Origin of the sequence: Mucilaginibacter tolerans (genome assembly GCF_030519375.1) — a bacterium.
Lineage (GTDB): Bacteria > Bacteroidota > Bacteroidia > Sphingobacteriales > Sphingobacteriaceae > Mucilaginibacter.
Genome location: NZ_JAUMKB010000011.1, coordinates 1 through 22808 on the forward strand (window position 1 = coordinate 1; position 22808 = coordinate 22808).

Below are 22808 nucleotides of genomic sequence, written 5' to 3' on the forward strand. Positions count from 1 at the left end.
CTGAAATTGGGGATGAGTTTCAGCACTAACTCACTGAAGAGTATTCAGAATCAAAATGAGCAACTTTCGTGTCGCAAAAGAGCTTCTTGTTTCATGCCACGTAACTCGCGAATGCGGCTTATTTTTCTTCCTATATGTAAAGTCTCTGCCATCGGTTAAAGGTATTGGTATTTTGTAAATGTAAGAAACAACTTTCGGTTTGTAAAACACAACCGCAGATGGTTCGGTACGACACCACAACTGATTTCCTTTGAATATCCGGACAATGTCGCCCGGTCTCAGATTTTTTGCAATGGAAACTGAATTCAACGAATGGGCCATTTGTCCGGTTACTTTTAGTCCTAATGAAATAAAAGCCCCTTAGAAGAACTAAGAGGCTACACACTTTTGGTGAACCCCATGGGACTTTTTTCGAACCAATTTATACAGAATCTAAAAGCTTTTGCCAACATTTAAAGGGGTTTGATTCCCTAGGGGCCAGTTGTTTCATGGAAATATCTTTGAGATTTTTATTGTCTGCGTCACAGTATAAGACTAACTATTGGGAGTTCAGGCTAATATCCGTAAATTTAACCAGTAGAATCTTGATTAAAAGGTCTTTATGGATGTTGAATTAATTAAGTTGCCGACTGAAACTCTCCTTGGAAAATTCGGACTGGGAAATCACGTTCCCGGCTCCGGAAGTGCCACTGCTTTACAAGGTCTGTTGTCTGCTCAATTGATTTCGACCGTAATAAACCTGACAAGCAGCGAAAAGCATAGAAATAAATATCAATCAGTTCTACCACAACTTAAAAAAATATCTTCAGAAATTGATGCTCGTATTTATCCTAGACTAGAGGAACTATTCCAACAAGATTCCGACCAATTCGATTCCGCTATAAAATTGCGCATAGCAAGAGACAAAGAAAATGGATTTAGAAAAAGTAAAGAGTTAGATCAAGCATCTCAAGTCGCGCTAAAATTGGCAACAGAAACATTAGTTGAGGTCGCGAAATTATGTGTCGAATTGGGCGACTTTGCGATATTTATATTCAACAATGGGTTTAGATCTGCCAGAGGAGATTCGGGTGTCGCTTTGAATAGTGCAATTGCTGCTGTTGCGGGCTGTTTATCGATAATCAATTTAAACTTCCTTACTATCGACGATAGAAGTTGGGTTGAAGAAATTAGATTCATCACGAGCGAGATAAAACTACATCATGAGAGATTGCTTGTGATGGCAAATGACAACCTTAGGGCTCTTGAAAGAGAAGTCGAAAGGAATCTATCCCTTAGAAGCGAAGTTGAAATACTTCAAGATAATGCCTTAAAGTCCAAAAACTTATCGAACGCCGACATTGAAAATATTGCCAAGAACCTTCAAAATATTTTATGGAAGTACCGGGATATTGTTTGGAAAAAAAATAAGCCAGAAGACCCTCGGGAAATCTTAAGGCCTAATTTTGCTATTGAAAAGCTGTTAGATTACAAAATTGTAAGGCGGGAATCGCTCGGCATGTATAACATATATGGCGAGTCAGCTGAGGTTGCTGGAATAATTGATAATAAAAATAAGGCAATTGGTATTTCTGAAAAGTTTTCACCTGAAGTTCAAAATTTTACCTTAGCGCACGAACTTGGCCATGCACTTTTACATAGGGAAACGGTTTTACATCGCGATAGAGCAATGGACGGCTCTGGAGGGGCGCCAAGAGAATCAATCGAGCTACAGGCAGATAAGTTTGCAACATATTTTTTAATGCCGGAGAAGCAAGTAAGAAAGCTTTTTCAAGAAATGTTTTATATGGATAAATTCTCTATTAATGAGGATAATGTCTTTGCATTAACCGGGGGCAGTGTACATTTATTTCAATCTAAGTTAAAGAGTCCTCGCGACCTATCAAGGATTATTTCTTCTGCAGAGTCATTTTATGGAACCCCATTCAAATCCATCGCGAAGGTATTTAATGTTTCTGTCGAAGCAATGGCTATTCGGTTGGAAGAACTTGGTTTAGTCGATGTTGAATCGGCTGTTTTTTCCAAATTGTCAGCATAGTAAAACTGAAACCAACTAATTTTGATATTTGGTCACTGTCCATTTAGCCCCTGGGGAAACTTTTCGAACCCCTTTTTAGCAGATTTACGCCTTTTAGCAAGCGTCTAAAATGTCGGCACAAGCCTATTCACTATTCGCTTTGCTGTTTTAATATTTTCACACTTTTGATAATAATATAAACGAGGCATCTTATTCCAAATAAAATTACAAGCAGAATAATTAATAAATTCACACTGTAATCAAGTTGATTTTGATGGGATATTATTTCAGTTTCTTTGATATTCCTTTGTTGATTTAATTGTATTAACAGTTTATTAATATCAATTCTTTTATTGTAATTAGTGATCTCTTGATTAGTCAAAATATTTGACTCTATAAACTTCTTAAAACTTATGGGGTTGTTATAGCCTAGTTTAATATGAAAGGTTCTAAAATTTCCATTTTGCTCATCCCATCTATTTTTAATACTGTCAGTTTTTGCTAAAAACGCTAATCTCTCCCAAAGCTTATCGCTTGTATTGTATTCGCTTTTGGTTAAATCAAACTCACTCGTAACGCTATTGAAATAGCTTTCTTGATTATTTAATTTAGTATCATAAGTTTTTTTGAGACTGTCAGCCCGGAACGAATTCAGAAAAATAACGTTATTTAACCGGTTAAGTTGATAGTGTTTAGAATAATTATAGATATATATTGAACAAAAAAAGAGTAAGGTCAATATGACTGCTGACATTAAAATTAGGAATTCGCGCGCTAAAAGCTTTTTTGTTTTAAGGTTCAAGTGTTTCTGGCTTTACTAATTATAAATTTAGCAATTTGTATCTAATTTATAATAGTTTAATTTTCCTGTTGGGGCTACTTTTCTTTTCTTCAAACGCCTCAAAGAAAAGTAGCAAAAGAAAATGGCTATATAAAAGTGCCTGGGAGGACTACAAATAAATTTAGAGATGTATTTTGATCAGATCGCTATTTCGATAATTGTAGTACCTGGAATGTCGCGTCGAGATTTCTCATGCTTTTTGTTAGCTCGTTCAATGAGAATTTGGCGATATTGGATTCAAAATCAGTCATATTACCAAGTAAGGTACGGGTGCCTGCCCGGGAAGTGTCCATTACCGCAAGAACGAAAACGATCTTTCGTGCGATGAATAAATCGATAAATTGCTGGCGGGTGATTGTTTGCAGCTGTTTTTTCGCTTTTTTGATGTAGGGGGAATTGCCATTGTTATTAGCTAGTTTGTCATATAATTGCCCGACAAAATCGAACTTGATTTTTGAATCTTCTATCACTTTTCGAGCGGAAATAAATACCTGGTTGCACAAGTCCCGCATCGAGTTGTCAAACCCTTGTTTCACGTGATATAGATAAATATTGTCCTTATCCCATCTAACAATGTCACATACCTCAATATTGGATGGAGTGATTTTATCAAACACGAGGCTGTTAGGTTGCCCAATATAGGAAGCGTTGTATTTATTTTCGTCAGTGTGGGTGGCCCGCCACTTGTTAACTTGAGGTCCTTGATATTGTCGATCTTTTACAAAGCCGGTGCAGGTCTGATTTATGCTATCTATCATGGTAACGCTGATCTCATACCAGTCTTTTTCGATGAGGAAATAACTTTTTCCAGCATGTCGAATTTCGGTACAATAATGATCGCGGATAAAATCGTTTGTTAATAGATTTCCATCGGCATCTTCCGTACGGATTATACCTCGGTCAATCACCTTGTCAAAATCTTCTTTTGACAAGGTTGGCAGTTTATCACGAAATACGCTAACAAGTGATTGGATATCACGGATAGGATCATCAAATGATTCGCTATGCAATTTTCGCGCGTACCAAAACGTGATCGTCGTTCTTTGTGCCTGGAAATATTTTTCAAAATCTTTATGGCCTATTTCGATACTGTATGATGAGGTTGGTTTTTGATAGACAGCGAATACATTTTGGTCAATGGTGGCATTTAAACTGTTAATAAGAGCGGTTTTGTTTTTGTTGACCTTCGTGACGGCGTTAATCTGCACGATAGGACTATTTTTCAGAATCTTTTCACAGGCAGATATCACCCGGAGCAATTCCTTGAAATTCAATGATTTTTTGAGGGAAAATGAATTCTTAGCAATACAAGTGCTGTTTGAGCGCAAATCTTCAATTGAAAAACCAAACATGTTAACCAGCTTGGATTTGTCAATAGAGGCAGTTAGCTCTTGATAAATGACCCCGAAACTTTCGTTGTCGTTAAGATTGTAGTCATTTCTGAAAAACTTAATTGCGCCTTGTACACCGCCGGTAAAACTTTGTTCCTTAGTTGCTCGCAAGGCTTTGTCTTCCTTTTTTACAATCCGTGAAAGGATTTCAATACCAAGGTCGGTTGTGGCAACTTCCTGAATATCGATATGCCCGAATCCTCCAGTAACTGCAAAAAACTTGTTTGTGACCTTGCTGATAAGGATAAGAATAAAACTTTCGGCAATGGCATCGGGGTATTTGAGAATATCAGCGTCAGGGTCTGCAATAGTCGCAATGAAATCTTTCCATTTTACAGCGGACGGCTTTCGCCTGTAAAAGAGGCTGATATCATAATCTTTATAGGTAACGGGTTTCAGCTTTTGTTCTTTGTAACCCTTGTTTTTAAAACGTTTCTTAAGATAAGGAAGATCAATTTGTTTTTGCGTGCGTTTGCCGCTTGCTTCCTTGAATTCAATTACTTGCTCTTTAAGCAAGTAAAAGCTGTTTTGAATTCTGTCTGACATAAGCTAAAAAGGTTAGGTTTAATAAATTGCTGGTAATTACGCAGTTAAATTTACAATAATATTGAAAAATAATAATATCTGACTAATGTCGTGGTTAGTTTACAAGTTGCTCGTGAGGAAGTTATTCGAAGTGGAGAATTCGCTGATATTGATAACTCAGCTTCCGGTAACCCTAACAAACCATCAAACAGAGCTGATCGAATGGCCGCATTGAATAGCATGATGGATAAGTCCATTACTATTTCACTGACTGCATATAAAATTGATCGTTAACTTGCGGTAATCTGCTCCCCTATGCTTCGATTCTAACATCACGGAAACAGATTGATATTTTCAGCGCTATAGTTATATTTGTTTTACTTAAATCGAAGATGTTGACTCTCCATCGATACGCTACCCACAAAGTGAAAGACTTCATGGACTATATGAAATGGGTACACGCGGATGCCAGTGTTTCTGGGTTTGTATCAGAAAGCTTACTACTTTATCGGGGTCAAGAGGATGCAGATTGGAGATTAATGCCACGAATCGCTAGACTTAGTGTAACTACTGGATTCACTGATCGTGAGAACGACTTGATTGAAGAATTTAAGCTACAAGGCCGAAGTTGGATACCAAACGATGTTTTAAACAACCCCTGGGATTTATTGGCTTTGGCACAGCATCACGGGTTAAAAACTAGACTGTTGGACTGGAGTTCCAATCCACTGGTAGCGCTTTGGTTTGCATTTGAAAAGGAATCAACGGTTAAAAAGAGATCTGTGTGGATATTGGAAGTATCAAAAGATGAGCTCGCCGACATACACAAAGGTTCACCCATGAATCAAGGAAAGACGAAGGCATTTAAACCCAGCCATATCACAAAAAGGATAACTGCTCAAGCCGGTTGGTTTACAACCCATAAGTATCTAGACGACAAGGGTAAGTTTATACCCTTGGACAGGAACAATACCTATGTCACCAAGTTGGTGAGATTAGATATTGACAATGAGAAGAGAGAAGAAATACTGTTGGTATTGGACAAACTTGGGATCAACTCATCTTCGCTATTCCCTGACCTTGAAGGCCTAACGCAATACCTAAATTGGCGATATTAATAAGCCCCCGCCTGCCTTACTCGATTTGGTTGCTTAGACCGAGAAAGGCAGGCTTTGCTTATTCCTTTCCATCGCAGAGGCCTCACACACACCAGATAGAAAGGTATTCCGCAACTGAAATGCTGTCAAAGCACAATGCCTGATTTCGTTTCGTCCAAAGAGGCTACGCCACATTGAACTACACCGCTCTCGCGATCTGTCATAGGCTTTGAATCAGCAAATGACGTTGCTCCATATTCGCTCTCTTTGTCTGAAGATTAGTTTCACTTTGTGCTGCGCTTTTCACTTGGTCTATCGACCAGGTGAAGCTTGCAACGCTCAACAGATCTTCAGTCAATCGCTCATCTATATTTTACTCGCCTGCGCCAACGTTTCGGGCTGCGCGATTGTCATAACATTTGAATTAGCCCAAGCTGTAGCCTTACAGGTCAAATGTTTCGCCAAACGCTTGTGCATAGCATACCCAGCGGTCGCCTATCGGCTTTCTCCGCTGAGACCCTTCACTTAACTCGCACCACCTCCGTTTCTCTACGGTGGTTTGGACGGCTCGCATTTGCGTACCTAACAACAAGTGGCTATCTTGCTCCTCTATTATTTACAACCGTTCTTTGATAACAGCAGGGCTAGTACACTGCTATAGTTCCAGCCCCACACATGAGTATCTTTACAATAAGAAAGAGCTACAAGAGGAATTAGGTGAGTATGATTATGGCGCGCGCTTTTACGATCCTGTTATAACAAGGTGGAGCATGATCGATCCTTTAGTTGAAGCAGGACAAGAAGCCGTTACACCATATGGCTATGTATTTGATAATCCAATCAAGAATACCGACCCAGATGGTAGATATCCGGATGGAGGTCCCGGAGACGATAATGGACAATTAGATGCTGTTAAGATAGGACTGGCATTCGGAAGCTTTGTCCAGAGCGTTAAAGAATCAGTTATGAAACTCGCTTACAATGCAGGAGATGCTGTTGGAATTACTCCGAATAAGCCAGGAATGAAATGGGAAGCGACGCAAGTGTTAGGTTCAGACGGGACATATTCAACTGTTATGCAAGAGGTGCCGAGAGGAACCCTTATGCAGGACTTAGGTGGGCACGCCGTTGACGGAATAACCGTGGCCGGTGGTTTGTCAATGCTTAGCAAAGGAACGACAGGGTCTTTTTTTGCCAAACAAGAACCAGAGGGTGTGACAGCTGGGTCTGCGGCACAGGCAGCTAAGAAATCATTTACTGAACCTACATTACCCGGCAGAACGATCGCAAAAAAAGATGGAGGTGAGATTGTTCATTATACTAAGAGCGGCGATCACGGTCCTCCTCATTTACATGTCAACGGAGGAGGGAAAGGTACAAAAATTGGCTCTGCGGGAAAACCTTTAAAAGGAAGCCCTGAATTAACAGGCCAACAACAAGGTGTAGTCGATGAGTTTAAGTCTGAAATAAGATCAGCTGTAAGAAAAATAGGTAAATGGTTTAATTATCAATCAAAATAAAATGAATAAAGAGTTCAATAACGGATCAATTTGGGTGTTTCATGGAGAACAGGGAAGATTCTCTAGTGGGGTTTTTACTTCTCAACAAATAGCAGAAGAATGGATTAAAAAACATAAATTATCAGGATTACTAACTGAATATCCATTAAATAAAGGTGTTTATGATTGGGCGTTAGAAAATGATCTCTTTTCAATAAAAAAAGATAGTCATAAAAGTTCACAATTTATTCAGGGCTTTACATCAGGCAGTCAAGAACATTTTCATTATGAGTACGGAGAGTTGATATAAATGAATACTAAGCCCAACCACAGTGTTGGGCTTTTACTTTTTATAATCACGCCTGGTCTTAGCATGCTGTAACAAACCATCTATAACCCACAATAAGTTAAAGTCATGCTGCGCTTCGTTCTCACTACGCTGGTGTAAACATACTCCATAGTCGCCTGGCGGCTTACTCTATGGAGACCTGAACTCAGCTCGTCGACAGCTTCGTTTCTCTGCGCTGTCTTAGCGGACTCGTCGAACTTCTGATCGCATTCGATTAGGTTTGTAATTTCAAGTATATCAGTTATCTTAGCATCACCTTAACCATTTAAATCCATGCATCCAATCTTACTTGACATTACCGATGCGCTGAGAGACTTATCTGATAAAGTACTTGGCGCAACCGAAGAAAATAGGCCACTAATAGAAGTATATGGTTGGCAATCTCCGGCAGTCACCAGAAGAGAACTTTCATGGTTTCCATTGGCACTTTCGAACAAAATTGTTGCCGCTGATGTATCAAACCTTCCTAAGCCGCTAGAAGAAAATCTTAAACTGGTACCAGCTCAACTGTCGTTACTACATGCCACAACGATTGCTCAGATGTTTACATCGAATTCAGCAACTGCGATCAGTTCGTATTTATTGACGCTTGAAGTATTAGAGCGCACTTTAGATCCTATTTTGGGCTGGGAACAAATATCAGATAGCAAGGCAATTCCATCAAAGCTCGCGTCACGGTTAAGGTCTATGCAATCAGCGATAGATGATTTGCAGCCAGATAAAGAAAAGTTAGAACGCCAAATCAAGCTTATTGAAGAAGCTACTGAAGCAGCGGAGTCTCTTCCTACTGATCTCCAAGCCTTGAAGGCAGCTCGTTCACAGGTAGCCGACGTTTCTACGGACGCAGCAGAAAATATAGGAAAGATACAAATTCATGAAGCTGATGCAGGAAGAATAGCGCTATCTTTAAAAGACTTAGAAGCGGAAGCAGAAAAAATTGTTGCTCAGTCTCAGGAGGTATTGAGAATTGCTACATCTACAGGCCTTGCAGCTGCGTTTGACGAAAGAGCGGAGCGGTTAGATACTTCAATGTGGTGGTGGTTGGTCGGTTTAATATTGGCTCTTAGTGGCGGTGTAACGATAGGAGTTTTGCGATACCAATCTCTTGAGGCATCGTTAGCCGCTCCACAACTAAATTGGAGCATTATTTGGTTACAATTGCTGTTGTCGTTATTCAGCGTTGCAGCACCGGTGTGGCTAGCATGGCTGGCGACAAAGCAGATCTCGCAGAGATTCAGACTATCTGAAGATTATGCATTCAAATCTTCGGTGGCGAAAGCTTACGAGGGATATAGACGAGAAGCTGCTAGAATAGACACTGAGTTAGAAGAAAAACTATTTGCTTCAGCCCTCTCTCGCTTTGATGAGGCTCCTTTGAGATTGGTAGAAACAGAAACACATGGAAGTCCACTTCATGAATTAGTTGCTTCTGATGCATTTCTGGCAGCACTCAAAGCAGTTCCTTCTCTTGCAAAAGAGCTAGCAAGGGTTTATGGCCCAAGCAAAAGGCCTGCGCTGCTTAAAAAGAGAAAAGAGAGCAAGGATGTCAACATCGGTGAGGAGCCAGCGACTGAGTAATGTGTTAAGTAATGCCCTAGCCACTTTACTTTTCAATATCTCGTATGAACAGACTCATTCTTCTTGGTAATGGTTTCGATTTAGCACATGGATTAAAGACTGGATATACCCACTTCATAAAGTGGTATATTGCACAATCTATCCACCGATGCAGCAACGATGGTGAATATAAGGATGGACTATTAGAGGTGTCTGTAAACGATGACTATCGAGGTTCAGCAGAAGGAAACCGCAATTTCGATGATATATTGTATTGGGTGAATCAATCATACAACGAAAGCCTTGATCTACGAAGTATTGGGCCTGTCTGGATGGGTTGGGATGGGAGAACGCCTCATTATCCCTACATAATCAAAAGTAACACATCTCTCTTAGACGCTATTGTTTATCAGTGCAATGTTCATCGTTGGGTTGACGTGGAAGCAGTCTTTTACCGCACAATCACCAGGCTTTTGCAGGGAAATGATAATTATCCTGACCTAGTCGAATCTGAGCTTAGGATAATTAATGATGGCATGCGAACTATAATTGAAAACCTTAGACTGTATCTACTTTCCTTACCTGCACCTCAACTAATACAATCATATTTTAAAATATTTAGTGACTACGTTCATAAAGACGACCTCGAATCCTTAACCAGTGAGTTGAGTGGCGATCAGTTCAAAGATCACGCGCCAAATCGAACCATGGTAGTCAACTTTAATTACACTTCCACTTTTGAACAGTATTACAGTGAGCGAGAGAGAAATGAACAAAGAATAGAACTTAACTACTTGCATGGAACACTAACTGATAGTTCTAATCCAATTGTGTTCGGTTTTGGGGATGAATTAGACAGGCGATACGAACAGATTGAGCAGCATCCTTCTAAAGGATGGTTTGAACACATTAAATCTTTTTGGTACTTGAGAACTCGGAACTACCAGAACCTGATTCGATTCGTCGACGGGGAAGAATTTCAAATTCTCGTTCTTGGCCACTCTTGCGGTCTGTCAGATAGAACCATGCTGCATATGCTATTCGAACATGTTAACTGTAGATCACTGAAAGTATATTATTGGGGCACGGAAGAAGCAAACAACTATACTGATACTACCTTTGAGATAGCTCGTCACTTCAAGGATAAGGCCCTAATGCGTAAAAGAATTGTGAAAATGCCACAATGTGAACGTATGCCTCAGCATGACGATGCCTAAATTACTTTGTAAGCATAGATTAACTTTAGTGGTAAGCTCAGACTATGATAGTGACTTACCTCAAATTAACGCCAAGATGCCACTCATTATAAATTTACGTAACATGAGTCCTCTTTTAAAGTTAGCTTCTCATTCTGTCATAGCCGTTTCACTTCAAGGTAGTATCTAGTAATTGGGTATCATTCGTCGGACATGAGCCTTCGCAACCACTCAATGACAAGCTTGCCTTTGATTTTCTATTCTTAATAGCTTCTAAAGGAGATCGGTAAAATATTTTCTTCTCTCTTATGGAAAATTAAAAACATCTGCATCCTACTGTAAATTAATGGACGTAGCCGAAAATCCTAAGAGTAGGCATCACAATTAGAACTGACGATATGAAAACCTTAGCATTAGTAGTAATATTGCTGCTGTTATCTTGCGTAGGCTTCGCGCAAGTACGAAGTGTAGAAACAAATGTGCGACCTGACGGAACAAGGGAAATCAAAACCATTGATTTTAATGGTAGAACACAAGTAACGGTCGATCATGTTAACCCACCTGGCCCACATGATATAGTTCATACCGAAGTTTCTTTATCGAACGGTGTACGCACTGAATTCGAGCAAAGAGCAGATGGGAATGTTGAGTCTAGAAATATTAATGATTCTCATCCTCATGAAGGTGGCGGCGAACCACACGGTGAACATGGTGGAAATGGAGGTGGCAGTGCTGATCGCGAGCCTCATGCACACGAACCGCACGAAGGTCATATATAAGATCATAGTAAATGAGAACACTAGGCTACAGCCTAGTGTTCTCATTTAGTCAGTTCATCTACTCCTCTCATCAATTCTATCAAGTTACCACGGTTCTGTAAATAGCGCCTAATTAACTTTCCATCTAGCCAGGGTAAGCCATCTTGCTCTGAATACTGCTGAGTTAAGGTATCTTAAAGCTAAGCTTCTCCTCATCAGACATAAGAACAGTTTTGTTGTGACACCATTGATGTGCTAACGTTTGCCCAATTTCAGACTCTTCTTTAAAAGGTAGATTGATAATGGACATTCTTGAATATGAACTGAACTTCTTATACAATGGCTGGCCTTCAGATATAGGGTTAATATTGAAGTTCAACCCACAGTAATAACATTTGCAATCCACAGCAAGCAGTTGAGCCTTGACTTCTTTCTTTCTAATCTTCATCGCCCAAAGGTATAATTATGAATAGATGTGGGTTAGTCAATGTAGCACCTTAATATGTAAATGTCCCTCACCAAGTTAGCTTCTCATACCCACATAGCTGCTACGCTGCAAGGTAGTATTTCGTAGTTGGGTATCATTCGTCGCTCACGAACCTCTGCGTAGTCGAATCAATGTTATACAAGGCACTTTTTTTTAGTAAAAAGGTTTATATTTGGGTTCAAGCCTAAACATATGCTCAATATACCCAACGACGTTCTCGAATTCATGAGGGATGAATTTGCACAATGTAATTATGAGATAAGTAAAGACTTGTCGCTTCATCCATCTACTTCTGAAGACAGTATTAACGAACATTTCGTTAAATATTGGTTAGGCAGACAAGGTCCAGTCAAACTTCCCTCAAATTGGACGATTTACGTCAAAAGCTATTTTATGGGTAGAGGTAGGCACTACGGTATATGGGAAGTAGCCGATATTGGGCTGATTTTAGTTTTTAGAAGAAAAGGAAAGATACTTAGAAGCAAGATGGTCTACCTGCAATCAAAGAATCTTTATGCTGACCCTTTAAAGTATAACGAAAGCGTGGAAGAACGATACTATGGATTGGGAAGTTTATTAATGCCAGAACAGTATCATAATGAATTGGTTGCCGACAAGGTGTATATGTTTACCACGAAATCCAAATATCAGGCATTTAGTGTTGAAAGTGAACAACAACAGGCAATGAAAGCATTTCAAGATAAGTTCAAAATGACAATGCATTATATGCTATATAATCCTTTGACAATTCCAATGACAATGTCAGTTCCATACAACTTTAATATCGAAGTGCCACACGAGAATGAGGTCGGTTGTCGGATAATGCGTAAAGACCATCTTGCAGAAGCGTTAAAATCTTACGGTAAAGGCTACATACCTACTTATGGCGATATCTCAAACCTTTTGCCGATAGAATTTTATGGGGAACACACAGCTGGCTGGAAGCTGGAATATTTCATAGCCGACTTGATGATGCAATGCAAGGAAGGCATAATTGATGACTCGCCAAACTTTGAAACCTTATACAATATGATGAGCAGGAAGGACAGAATTATGTCTACAGGAGTAATGTTTACTTTTGATGTTGATGAATGAAATTGAGAAGCAAAAGAAATGCCCTCAAAGCCAACTTAAGCCTATTTTCTGAATTTACGACAGTTCATAAAAGGAGGTTTAACAACCCATTCTTATATTTCTTATCGTCCCTGTCACATTGTGGTTGACGTTGGGTTAACGTCAAGGGTTAATTTATCGTATAAATATATTACCTTAGAGAAAGATCAGAACTTTATGAACGAAAGAGAAGAACGTGTCTTGCTTTTCGGAGAAGATCGGGTGAAAAAAGAGGAAGATTTTGATGCTCTGCTAGATAATATCGAACAAGAGTATCATCATTGGTTTGAACAGCGCCCGCCAATTAATAATAACTTTAAACACGATCAACTTGGCAATCATATTATATGGGGATACAATAACCGATGGTTTATTTCTCAGGTCAAAGAATCTGAGTTGCCAGGCGAAATTTGGAAAGATATTGTCCAAGCATTTAAATCCGTATTTGAAGCATAACGTTTTTATTTTAACCTCACTATCTATTCGTATATAAGATGAAAATCTTGCCTAAAAGAAACAAGCATACAATGAACAAACTTCTTATTAAGGTTGAGAATGCTAACCAGCAATGGTTTTTAGATAATGCCGGCAGGGGTGGAATATTTGACTACTTTGAACTAAGGGAAGACGATAACTTCCCAATATTTAAAGACGAAAATAAGAAGCCTCCTTGTTGGATTTGTAATCAAATCTATGATGCATTGATCGAATAAACATAGTCCTAACTAAAAACCTAATTTCGCTATCAAGGCTATCATAACCCTTTATACTCGATTAAAAGACACGATATAGATGATGTTAGCAACTCTGAACATTTCTTATTATAAGGGGCATTCTTAATACACCTTGTCAAGAAAATGTTCTTTAACTGTTTACTGGCGAAATATACCTTGTAAAAAGTCAGGATAATACAGCAATAACAATTATTTTCGAGAATCTCATTTTGCGACAGTTAATAAAAAGGGGCTTAATAACCACTATTTTCGAAAAAGTGTAGCAGTAAATATGGGTGTTTTTACGGTATAAATTAATCTGATCTTTTATTACATTGTCTTCACGACCAGCATTCGAAGAATGCTATTTATTACAATAAGCATCTAAGGCTTTAGATTTCAATTTGTTTTCTTAAACCACTTTGGAATTCTAAAGTAACGCATAGAAATCTTGTTATTAACTCTACGAAAAATGAATATGGACAAAGAAAGAATAATTAACGTCATCGTTGATAGCGCTGAATCAAATCAAGCTAAGAACGCATTTCCTGATGTAAATAAGATTTTGAACGAAACTTCCTCGCGTATAAAGCAATTCACAATCGATGAGATTGGTGATAACCTGGCTTTCACCGTATCGAGCATCAAAGAAATGATTCAAAAGATTCCCAATTCAGAGAACCCTAAAGTCACAACAATTACGGTATCACTAGCAATTGAGGCATCAGGCGAGGTGGGGTTAATAGGCAGCTTGAAAGGAGGCCTTAAATCAAGCTCTGCAATAACTGTATCCTTTGATTTAAAATGATATATTCGGACGACAATATAATTCGTACCTATTTCCTTATTTTGGAAGAATCTCCAATTACGCAAGAGGTAATTCGAGCCAATCGTGTTATTTACGAATTGATTTTTGAACGAAACAGCTCTACCCCTTATGACAGAAATGAATTAATTAATGCCATTAAAAGCTTTCGGAGCCATCCGATATTAAGTGGTGCTAATTTATACAGCATTCATAGAATTCATGAAGACCTTTGCCGTCAAGTAAACAACGAGTATCCAAATCTTCCTGATATAAATTGCTATTCTGGCGAATTTCCAACCCATTCAATGAATGCGGAATGTCGTTTAACGACAAGCGGCTATCTTTTTTTAATAAACTCTGGATTTATTTATTTAACCCACGAAGTATCAAAAGTTATGACATTATTGGCGTTAAATGCGTCTAATAATATTAATGAGGGCTATACTGATCGAGTTTTCGCGATGAATTTAAGCAATCTACTGATTACCTATCTTTTTTTAGATTTCAATGCGAGACCAAGGGCACGCTTAGAAATTAGGTCGAGGGAACAATATGTTATTTTTAGTCTTGTCTCAGCTGCTTGCACAAAATTTGTTTTGGCACATGAGTTCGGTCATGCTTTATCTGGGCATCTAACAAGTAATCTGGTCATTAATGACCAGGATTTTATACAAAAGAACTTTGAAGAGGAATTAGAAGCAGATCGGGTAGGCATAAATTTACTTCTTTTCCATAAGGAAAGTATTCACCAAGATGAAATTGATCTTTCTAATACAGTGTCCGTCGCGGCAATTACACTTCTATTCGAATTAGACAATTTATTGCAATTTCTTATGAATGATCCGATCATAAAAACTTTATTCGTAAATAGATTTGAAAAGAATAATCCTCACTTTACACATCCATCTTCAACGATTAGAATGACCCAAATGGTCGATTTGCTAGATTCAAATTATCCTTTTATTGATATACAGCTAGCATTGTCTTTAGCTGAATCATTTAAAAAATACCGTGAACCAGTACTTTTAAACCTGCAAGAATTCTTGATAAGAAATTCTTTATGATGTCGATTAGGAGAAATGAGTTTGAATAATCATGAGCGCAATTAACGCTGTATCTTATAAGAAGACAAGTAGGAAGGTCTAACTAACATTCCACCAATCCAAGTTTTAACATACCTCTATAAAGTAAGATTTTTTAAATTTCATGGATTAATAAGGCGAGAGCACAATGTATATTTGGCTCATGAGTAGTATGAACATTTTTCAAATCTGGGATTCAATAGGTAGAAAGACCCCATTCGCAGTACGAAGAGCCAATTGGCGAGATGAGTTTTACGCCGTCGTAGAAAGAATAGATTGTGAGCAATTGCCTTATGGTAAAGCTTATGGCTATCCTACAGTCAATGGGAAATACTCTGATCATTGGGAACATGACAAGAAATGGAAAGTAGATCGCTGGATTCCCAATGGCGGAAGTTACCAATGGACCTTAGTTGAAGACGTGGCAATTACCACGAACAACCTATATTCATCGAACGAGGTCGATGGCGCTTCCGAATTCACTAATCCAGGAATTTCTATACCCCTATAAAGCAGAATATCTTCATTTTCTTGGATTGTAACGTAGGGCTGTAGGTGGTTGAAAATGCATAATTATCTTAGCAAAGTTAGGGCTGGTGCTTCTGAAGCGCAAGAAAGACTACGGCATAAACCCACATGCCTTACATTGCCCATTTATTCCGTTTCCTTCCTTGCTTGATCGCACCAAACCTGAGTGATGGCTAAAATAATTATTCATTCACACTTAGCTTATTTATCATGAAAAACATAGTTCAACTACCACCTTAAAAGTAAAACTGCACCCAAACTGCACCAAAGGCAATCCTTTACTGATCCATTAACATATATTTGAATCAGCTTGAAGTATGACAAAACAATTAATTAATAGATTTATTAACTGTGTACTTTGCTGTAAAACAGTACATTAAGGCAATAAAAAACCCCTCAGTCAAGACTAAGAGGTTAGTACGTTTCAGTGACCCCGCTGAGGCTCGAACTCAGGACCCACAGATTAAGAGTCTGTTGCTCTACCAACTGAGCTACGGAGTCGGATTTTTTGGTTGGCAAATAAACGAAAAATTTCCTTACTCCGAAAGCACGAAGCCGTAATAAAATTGTAACATTCAATTTATGGATCTGCCACCTTCCATTTAGGCACATAACCGGTCTGATCGTTATATACTACCTTATAAAACTGCCTGCCTTTTTCTACCACAGTAACTTTAGAGTGGTCCGGGATTTTGCTTATTACCGCAGAGGTATAATTTGGTAATTCGTGCAGGTAGATCACGCCTGTTGCATTTGCCTGCAAATAAATGGAATAGTTGGAAGATGATTCGTTCTGAATTGTATCTTGTTGAATGACTGTTGGTTTGCTGGCGATAATCGGAGCAGGTTTTATACTATGATGAATCACAGTGTCCTTTGCCAATACCGCTAGTTGATTAATAAGAGGTGCTTCTAACTTAACCTTGTGCTTTTTCTTGTGATGAAAGCCTGGCGGTGAAGTTATTACCGGAGCTTGCGCCACAGGCGCTAATGCGGCTACTTTTTTCTGTTTATTGCTACTTCCGAGCATTTTCATCACATACCAGCCAAATAAGCCTGTAAACAACAGCAGTGCAATGGTAGCAACAATATTTAGGTGCCTGATCTTGAAATAATATAAACGCCGCTGATAGTTCTTTTTAAAGGCCGCATCATATTTGCGGCGTTGATCGGGGTCACTTAATACCTGATAGGCTTCTGTGATCTCCTTAAAATGATCTTCGAGAAAATAATCATGTTCCCTTTCGTCGGGCTGAAGCTTCCGGGCCAGCTTTTGATAGGCAGCATTCAACTCACGCGGAGTACAGTTACGATCAGTTCCGAGGATGTAGTACAGATCCTTCATTATTAATCAAATACGGTATGTTGTTTTGATTAATTTTCTAGATTATAGTTTAGTCGTGCCAAAAATATGCCAACAAAAAAGGCCCTCAAATGAAGGCCGCTCTATATGATTCGTCTGCAGATTATGCAGTTGCGTACAAGTCGTCTCGTTGCTTCTGCACGACATCACTATCGATATATTCATCATAATCCATCAGCTTATCGATATAGCCGCCTGGTGTTAGTTCGATGATACGGGTAGCAACGGTTTGTGTCAACTCGTGATCTCGTGAGGTGAATAGAATAGTTCCTCTGAAATCGCGCATGCCATTGTTCAATGCAGTGATGGATTCCAGATCGAGGTGGTTGGTTGGCTCATCAAACAATAATACGTTTGGCTGTTGCAACATCATCCGGCTGATCATGCAGCGCATTTTTTCGCCACCTGACAGTACATTGCTTTTCTTCAGCACTTCTTCGCCCGAGAATAACATACGACCTAAAAATCCACGGATAAACTGGTCGTCTTTTTCGCCTGGAGAATATTCACGCAACCAGTCGATCAGGTTATCATCTTTCCCTTTAAAATATTCAGCATTGTCAGCAGGAATATCCGCGGGATTGATGGTGACACCCCATTTAAATTCGCCCTTAAAATCTTTATCGCGGCCCATCAGGATGTCATAAAAAGCGGTAGTAGCCAAACTGTTTTGAGACAAGACAGCGATCTTGTCGTTTTTATTAACAGTGAAAGTGATGTTGTCAAACAACAACTCACCATTCAACGACTTGCTCAGGTTTTCAACCCGTAGTATCTGGTCTCCGGCTTCGCGTCCCAAATTATTAAATATGATGCCAGGGTACTTACGATTTGATGGCTGTATCTCGTCCAGGTTGATTTTATCCAAAGCCTTCTTACGGCTGGTCGCCTGTTTCGATTTAGAAGCATTGGCGCTAAAGCGGCGAATGAACTCCTGCAACTCCTTCACCTTATCTTCCATTTTCTTATTCTGATCGGCACGTTGTTTCAATGCCAATTGGCTCGACTCATACCAGAACGAATAGTTACCAGTATAGATAGTCATCTTGCCAAAGTCGATATCCACTACGTGGGTACAAACCGTGTCCAGGAAGTGCCTGTCGTGGGATACCACCAATACGATAGCCTCATATCCGGCCAGAAAATCTTCCAGCCAGCTAATGGTGTGGATGTCCAAATCGTTGGTAGGCTCATCAAGCAATAATATATCTGGCTTACCAAACAGTGCCTGCGCTAATAATACACGCACCTTTTGGGTATTATCAATGTTTTTAACCAATTGATAATGGAATTCTTCTTTGATGCCAAGATTGCTTAATAATGTGGCGGCATTGCTTTCAGCATTCCAACCATCCATTTCAGCAAAAAGGTTTTCCAACTCCCCAGCACGCTCACCATCAGCATCAGTGAAATCTTCTTTCAGGTAAATGGCGTCTTTTTCCTTCATGACGGCATACATTTCTTTATGCCCCATCATCACTGCTTCTATAACGGTGAATTCGTCAAAAGCATAATGGTTCTGGCTCAAAACAGCCATACGCTCACCGGGTGTAAAACTTACCGAACCGCTTGTTGGGTCGATTTCACCCGAAAGGATTTTGAGGAAAGTAGATTTCCCGGCGCCATTGGCACCTATGATGCCATAGCAATTGCCCTGGGTGAACTTTAAATTAACCTCTTCAAACAGTGTACGTTTACCGTAGCGTAATGAAAGATTGGATACTGTAATCATGCTGCACTTTAATTTGCCGCAAAAGTACGGTTATTATGCCGAATTTCATCGGGTTCAGCAACTTATATTATTCAGAGCGGGGTAATATTTCAGTTTGAAATTTGATAAATGAACATAGTTCTCCTTTTATTATCAAATAAAAATTAAAACCACTTCATACAAAAATAGAGGCCGGTAACCAATAGTATTTGGATGCAAATTACCGCCGAAAGTCTCCTAATACCATTCATTTTGGAAGGGCCGAATGCATATGCCACATAAGATAAAAAATATACAGCCAGTGCCAGACCTACAACTACTAAAAGATTTGGGCCTTCAGGGTCATTGAAAAAGAAGAAAAGCATTCTGGAACAAATGATGGCCGTTACCGCCAATATGATCATCGAAATCTTTTTTGACTTGAAATATGGATTTGCGATGTTATCACTCATGTCTATTAGATGAGTATTTTCACAAATATAATGTTTCGCAAAAATTCCTCACCTGCATATTTGCCAATCTAAGCTTTAATTTTCAAACTGAGACGCTACCCATGGCTGTAGAGTACGAAGTTTACGTGGGTTACGAACAACAAATTACCCAAGCACTTCAGCTAAACTCTGTACCTCGTGATCTGTTAGTTTTTGCAGCGGTCCGCTTGCCAGCATTTTCATCATCATATTTAAATCGGCAGCGATTGTAAGGAGAACCTCGGTATGTGTTCCGGCATCGGCCAGTTTCCAGTTGAGTTGCAGATCGAAGGGCGGTTTCTCAGAAGGGATGATGTTTATTTCAGTATTCTCCATCCGTCTATCAATCTTTAGCGCTAATTTCCCCATATTTTGAATATCGAACCGGGCTTCATCAGGCGTTGATGTCCAATTCACAATATTCTCAGGCATCAGTTGCTGATGATTATTCATATCAGCCAGAAACTGATATACCTCATTTACTGACTTGTTAATATTGGTTTTGCTTTCAAAAATAGTCATAGGTAGTTTAGAGTGTTAAGTATCGAGTTATGAGTAAAAGACTCATAACTCAGTACTCTTGACATAAGACTTTAATTATTGTCCCCAGGTAGAGGGCGATACACGCCATTTTCTCAATATTTCTGATTCATCAGCGGAGATATAGCTGTTTGCCTCAGCGTATTTTAATAGCGCATTATAGTTTGATAACGTATAGAATTTACATTTGGCTTCATGAAAGTTTTCAGTTGCCTGATCGAACCCATAGCTGAAAATGGCAGCAAGGCCGGCAACTGTACAACCCGCATCTCTCAAGGCCTGAACTGCCTGAAGACTGCTTTTGCCGGTCGAGATGAGGTCCTCAATAACTACTACTCTTTGACCTGGGATTACTTCACCCTCGATCATGCTTCCGGTGCCGTGGTCTTTTGGTTTAGAGCGAACGTAAATAAAAGGGAGTCCTAATTCCTGCGCAACCAATACACCCTGTGGGATACCTGCTGTTGCAACTCCAGCAATACAGCCCGCAGAACCAAATTCTTCCTGGATAACTTGCACCAGTTTTTGCCTGATATAGGTGCGTATGGTTGGATGGGATAGGGTGACACGATTGTCGCAATAGATTGGTGATTTCCAGCCTGAGGCCCAGGTAAAAGGATTATCAGGTTGCAATTTAATTGCTTTAATTTGCAGCAGGAACTCCGCTACTTGTTGTTCTATCTCACTTTTATTAAACATGGCCCAAAAGTACAGAATTTATATCAACGAAAAAGTTATATTGATAACCCAGTCAGTTCCTAAACATGTGGAAAGATATCAAAAAATTGATGCTCAGACATTTGATCTGAAAGCTTTTTACACTAAGTATAATGGAAAGCCGGGGAATAAATTCTTTTTCCTACACTGTACAGACGCTAAAGAATATCTTAAAAAGGTGATGAATAGCATCACGGTGATCGAAGCAGCGGGCGGAATGGTGATTAATTCAAAGGGAGAATACCTGTTTATTTATCGCAATAAAAAATGGGATCTGCCCAAGGGCAAGCTTGAAAAGGGTGAGCTTAAACGCGAAGGCGCGGTACGCGAGGTGGAAGAGGAGTGTGGGATTATGGTAAACAGCATTGGCGCACGTATATGCAAAACTTATCATACCTATACTTATAAAGGCGAGGTGGTGTTGAAGAGAACCTACTGGTACCAGATGGGTTATAAGGGTAGCGGCAAACTTAAACCGCAAAAAGAAGAAGGAATTACGTCGGTACGCTGGTTCAGGAAAGGGCATATCGAGGCTATTATAAAGAATACCTTTCCGTCAATAATGGATGTGCTGGCAAAAATGGACCTGTTTACAGAAAAGCCAGTGCCTCTTTCGGAATAAACTGGCTAACATCGCCCTGGTAACGCAATATTTCGCGTACGATGGTTGAACTAATAGATGAATAGCCTGGTTTGCTTACTATAAAAATGCTCTCAATATCAGAGGCCAGTGCATGGTTCATCTGGGCTATAGCTTTTTCATACTCAAAGTCGGACACTGTACGTATGCCGCGAATCATGTAGGTTGCTCCAATACTTCGACAAAATTCAACAGTTAACCCATCGTAGGCAACTACATGAATCTTAGGCTCATTCTCAAATACTGCCCTGAGCATTTGTTCGCGCTGACCAACACTCAACAATCCTTTTTTTGAACTATTGTCGCCGATACCAATATAAATCTTGTCAAATAATCCCATTGATCGTTTAATAATATCAACATGGGCCTTGGTAACCGGGTCGAACGAGCCTGGGAAGAGAGCAATCTTCATAGTTTTGTTGTGCTTAGCTCACCAAAAGTAATAATCCTTTAGCACATTAATTGCCTGTGATATCTTCGATATGATAATAAACAGGCAGACCAAGTTCCCGGGCTACTTTTACATCGTTATCCGCTCCGGTTGACTGTCCTTCCATGCGTAATATCGCGTCGCATTTGGTAATAAGACGGTGGGCAACAGGGTAGGATATTTCCTGGTATATCTCATCGCCTGTTTTCTTCGACCCGGCCATTTTCAGCAAAGGCAGAGCCATCCATTCGCCGATGAGCGGAATATGCCCTGCGCGGAACAATGTTAATGCAGCCGACTCCAAGCGCTCCAGGTTTTGTTGCATCAGCATGGGATCGTCATTTGTACCCGAGCGATAAGGCCCGGCGACCAGAATAGTTAGTGGTTTAATATTCATATCAGGTTATGGATTTGCGCATATTGTAAAAGCATAATGGTTTTGCCGTCTTTTATCTCCCCTGTTTTTATCATCTCTAAAGCTTGCTGAAATGGAATTTCGAGTACTTCAATGTCTTCGCTTTCTTCCTCAATGCCGCCGCCATCGCTCACTTTCATCTCTTTGGAGTATTCAGCGACAAAAAAATAGATCAGCTCGGTAACCGAGCCGGGCGACATGTATACTTCGAATATTTTCTTGACGTCGGCGATTTTGTAGCCAGTTTCTTCTTCGGTTTCTCTTTTGATGCATTCCTCAGGATTATCTTTATCTAAAAGGCCGCCGCAGCTTTCTATCAGGTAGCCGGTCTCGTTTCCGTTTACATAGGTTGGGATTCGGAACTGGCGAGTAAGTATCACGGTTTTTTGTGCTTTGTTATACAACAGAATAGTAGCCCCATTACCGCGATCATATGCTTCGCGGCTTTGCACTGTTACCGAGCCGTCCGTATAATGAGTTTCGTAAGTGATTTTGTTCAGGACATACCAGTTGTCTGATAGCAATTCTCTTTTTATGATCTTATAATTTTTCAAAATGAAT

At 39.6% G+C, this 22808-nt stretch carries 24 protein-coding genes and 1 tRNA gene; 14 read left to right on the forward strand and 11 right to left on the reverse strand.

Annotated elements, in window-relative coordinates:
* The first annotated feature begins 601 nt into the window (after positions 1–601).
* Positions 602–2038 carry a cyclodeaminase/cyclohydrolase family protein gene (locus Q3A68_RS15570; protein WP_302902035.1) on the forward strand — a complete coding sequence of 479 codons (1437 nt, stop codon included), beginning with the start codon at positions 602–604 and terminating at the stop codon, positions 2036–2038.
* Positions 2039–2168: 130 nt separating this feature from the next.
* Here Q3A68_RS15570 and Q3A68_RS15575 read toward each other — a convergent pair whose 3' ends face one another.
* Both Q3A68_RS15575 and Q3A68_RS15580 read right to left on the reverse strand, forming a co-directional pair.
* Positions 2169–2771, reverse strand: a complete 603-nt coding sequence (locus Q3A68_RS15575; RefSeq protein ID WP_302902036.1) for a hypothetical protein — start codon at positions 2769–2771, stop codon at positions 2169–2171.
* A gap of 233 nt (positions 2772–3004) precedes the next feature.
* Positions 3005–4795: a DUF6119 family protein gene (locus tag Q3A68_RS15580; RefSeq protein WP_302902037.1), complete on the reverse strand. Its 1791-nt coding sequence runs from the start codon at positions 4793–4795 to the stop codon at positions 3005–3007.
* 425 nt (positions 4796–5220) lie between these two features.
* Here Q3A68_RS15580 and Q3A68_RS15585 point away from each other — a divergent pair, with 425 nt between their 5' ends.
* The 12 genes from Q3A68_RS15585 to Q3A68_RS15640 all read left to right on the forward strand — a co-directional run bounded on the left by Q3A68_RS15585 (position 5221) and on the right by Q3A68_RS15640 (position 15944).
* Complete coding sequence (locus Q3A68_RS15585) at positions 5221–5892, forward strand: FRG domain-containing protein (protein ID WP_302902038.1); 672 nt, start codon at positions 5221–5223, stop codon at positions 5890–5892.
* 533 nt (positions 5893–6425) lie between these two features.
* Positions 6426–7391: an RHS repeat domain-containing protein gene (locus Q3A68_RS15590; protein ID WP_302902039.1), complete on the forward strand. Its 966-nt coding sequence runs from the start codon at positions 6426–6428 to the stop codon at positions 7389–7391.
* A gap of 1 nt (position 7392) precedes the next feature.
* Complete coding sequence (locus Q3A68_RS15595; RefSeq protein WP_302902040.1) at positions 7393–7680, forward strand: DUF7710 domain-containing protein; 288 nt, start codon at positions 7393–7395, stop codon at positions 7678–7680.
* A 312-nt stretch (positions 7681–7992) separates the two neighbouring features.
* Positions 7993–9297 carry a hypothetical protein gene (locus Q3A68_RS15600; protein ID WP_302902041.1) on the forward strand — a complete coding sequence of 435 codons (1305 nt, stop codon included), beginning with the start codon at positions 7993–7995 and terminating at the stop codon, positions 9295–9297.
* A 44-nt stretch (positions 9298–9341) separates the two neighbouring features.
* Positions 9342–10493: an AbiH family protein gene (locus tag Q3A68_RS15605; protein ID WP_302902042.1), complete on the forward strand. Its 1152-nt coding sequence runs from the start codon at positions 9342–9344 to the stop codon at positions 10491–10493.
* 458 nt (positions 10494–10951) lie between these two features.
* On the forward strand, positions 10952–11251 hold the full coding sequence (locus tag Q3A68_RS15610) for a hypothetical protein (protein ID WP_302902043.1): 300 nt from the start codon (positions 10952–10954) through the stop codon (positions 11249–11251).
* Positions 11252–12110: 859 nt separating this feature from the next.
* Entirely contained in the window at positions 12111–12812 is a 702-nt protein-coding gene (locus Q3A68_RS15615; RefSeq protein WP_302902044.1) for a hypothetical protein, read from the forward strand.
* A 195-nt stretch (positions 12813–13007) separates the two neighbouring features.
* The gene (locus Q3A68_RS15620; protein WP_302902045.1) at positions 13008–13286 is read left to right on the forward strand and encodes a hypothetical protein; all 279 of its coding nucleotides are present in this window, start codon (positions 13008–13010) and stop codon (positions 13284–13286) included.
* A gap of 71 nt (positions 13287–13357) precedes the next feature.
* Positions 13358–13543 carry a hypothetical protein gene (locus Q3A68_RS15625; protein ID WP_302902046.1) on the forward strand — a complete coding sequence of 62 codons (186 nt, stop codon included), beginning with the start codon at positions 13358–13360 and terminating at the stop codon, positions 13541–13543.
* Between the two features lie 472 nt (positions 13544–14015).
* Positions 14016–14351 (forward strand): Pepco domain-containing protein, encoded by a 336-nt coding sequence (locus Q3A68_RS15630; protein ID WP_302902047.1) that lies wholly within the window; start codon positions 14016–14018, stop codon positions 14349–14351.
* A 41-nt stretch (positions 14352–14392) separates the two neighbouring features.
* On the forward strand, positions 14393–15415 hold the full coding sequence (locus tag Q3A68_RS15635) for a M48 family metalloprotease (protein WP_302902048.1): 1023 nt from the start codon (positions 14393–14395) through the stop codon (positions 15413–15415).
* A 190-nt stretch (positions 15416–15605) separates the two neighbouring features.
* Complete coding sequence (locus Q3A68_RS15640; RefSeq protein ID WP_302902049.1) at positions 15606–15944, forward strand: hypothetical protein; 339 nt, start codon at positions 15606–15608, stop codon at positions 15942–15944.
* Between the two features lie 445 nt (positions 15945–16389).
* On the opposite strand, the gene Q3A68_RS15645 is transcribed toward Q3A68_RS15640, so the two are convergent.
* The 6 genes from Q3A68_RS15645 to pyrE form a co-directional block, all read right to left on the reverse strand.
* Positions 16390–16462, reverse strand: a tRNA-Lys gene (locus Q3A68_RS15645).
* Positions 16463–16541: 79 nt separating this feature from the next.
* Positions 16542–17306 carry a DnaJ domain-containing protein gene (locus tag Q3A68_RS15650; RefSeq protein ID WP_302902050.1) on the reverse strand — a complete coding sequence of 255 codons (765 nt, stop codon included), beginning with the start codon at positions 17304–17306 and terminating at the stop codon, positions 16542–16544.
* 121 nt (positions 17307–17427) lie between these two features.
* Positions 17428–19056, reverse strand: coding sequence for an ABC-F family ATP-binding cassette domain-containing protein (locus Q3A68_RS15655; RefSeq protein ID WP_302902051.1), 1629 nt, complete (start codon positions 19054–19056; stop codon positions 17428–17430).
* A 143-nt stretch (positions 19057–19199) separates the two neighbouring features.
* Positions 19200–19487 (reverse strand): hypothetical protein, encoded by a 288-nt coding sequence (locus tag Q3A68_RS15660; RefSeq protein ID WP_302902052.1) that lies wholly within the window; start codon positions 19485–19487, stop codon positions 19200–19202.
* A 144-nt stretch (positions 19488–19631) separates the two neighbouring features.
* Positions 19632–20027 carry an SRPBCC family protein gene (locus tag Q3A68_RS15665; RefSeq protein ID WP_302902053.1) on the reverse strand — a complete coding sequence of 132 codons (396 nt, stop codon included), beginning with the start codon at positions 20025–20027 and terminating at the stop codon, positions 19632–19634.
* A 75-nt stretch (positions 20028–20102) separates the two neighbouring features.
* Positions 20103–20744: an orotate phosphoribosyltransferase gene (pyrE, locus tag Q3A68_RS15670; protein ID WP_302902054.1), complete on the reverse strand. Its 642-nt coding sequence runs from the start codon at positions 20742–20744 to the stop codon at positions 20103–20105.
* Positions 20745–20811: 67 nt separating this feature from the next.
* On the opposite strand from pyrE, the gene Q3A68_RS15675 reads away from it, so the two are divergent.
* Positions 20812–21384, forward strand: a complete 573-nt coding sequence (locus Q3A68_RS15675; protein WP_302902055.1) for an NUDIX hydrolase — start codon at positions 20812–20814, stop codon at positions 21382–21384.
* On the opposite strand, the gene coaD is transcribed toward Q3A68_RS15675, so the two are convergent.
* From coaD to nudK, 3 genes are read right to left on the reverse strand one after another with little or no spacing between them, the layout of a single operon-like run.
* Positions 21353–21814, reverse strand: coding sequence for a pantetheine-phosphate adenylyltransferase (gene coaD, locus Q3A68_RS15680; RefSeq protein WP_302902056.1), 462 nt, complete (start codon positions 21812–21814; stop codon positions 21353–21355). The two genes, Q3A68_RS15675 and coaD, sit on opposite strands and share 32 nt — an antisense overlap.
* Positions 21815–21860: 46 nt before the next feature.
* On the reverse strand, positions 21861–22229 hold the full coding sequence (locus Q3A68_RS15685; RefSeq protein ID WP_302902057.1) for a DUF4406 domain-containing protein: 369 nt from the start codon (positions 22227–22229) through the stop codon (positions 21861–21863).
* On the reverse strand, positions 22226–22801 hold the full coding sequence (gene nudK / locus Q3A68_RS15690; protein WP_368045686.1) for a GDP-mannose pyrophosphatase NudK: 576 nt from the start codon (positions 22799–22801) through the stop codon (positions 22226–22228). The genes Q3A68_RS15685 and nudK overlap by 4 nt, the downstream gene beginning before the upstream one ends.
* Positions 22802–22808: the final 7 nt, after the last annotated feature.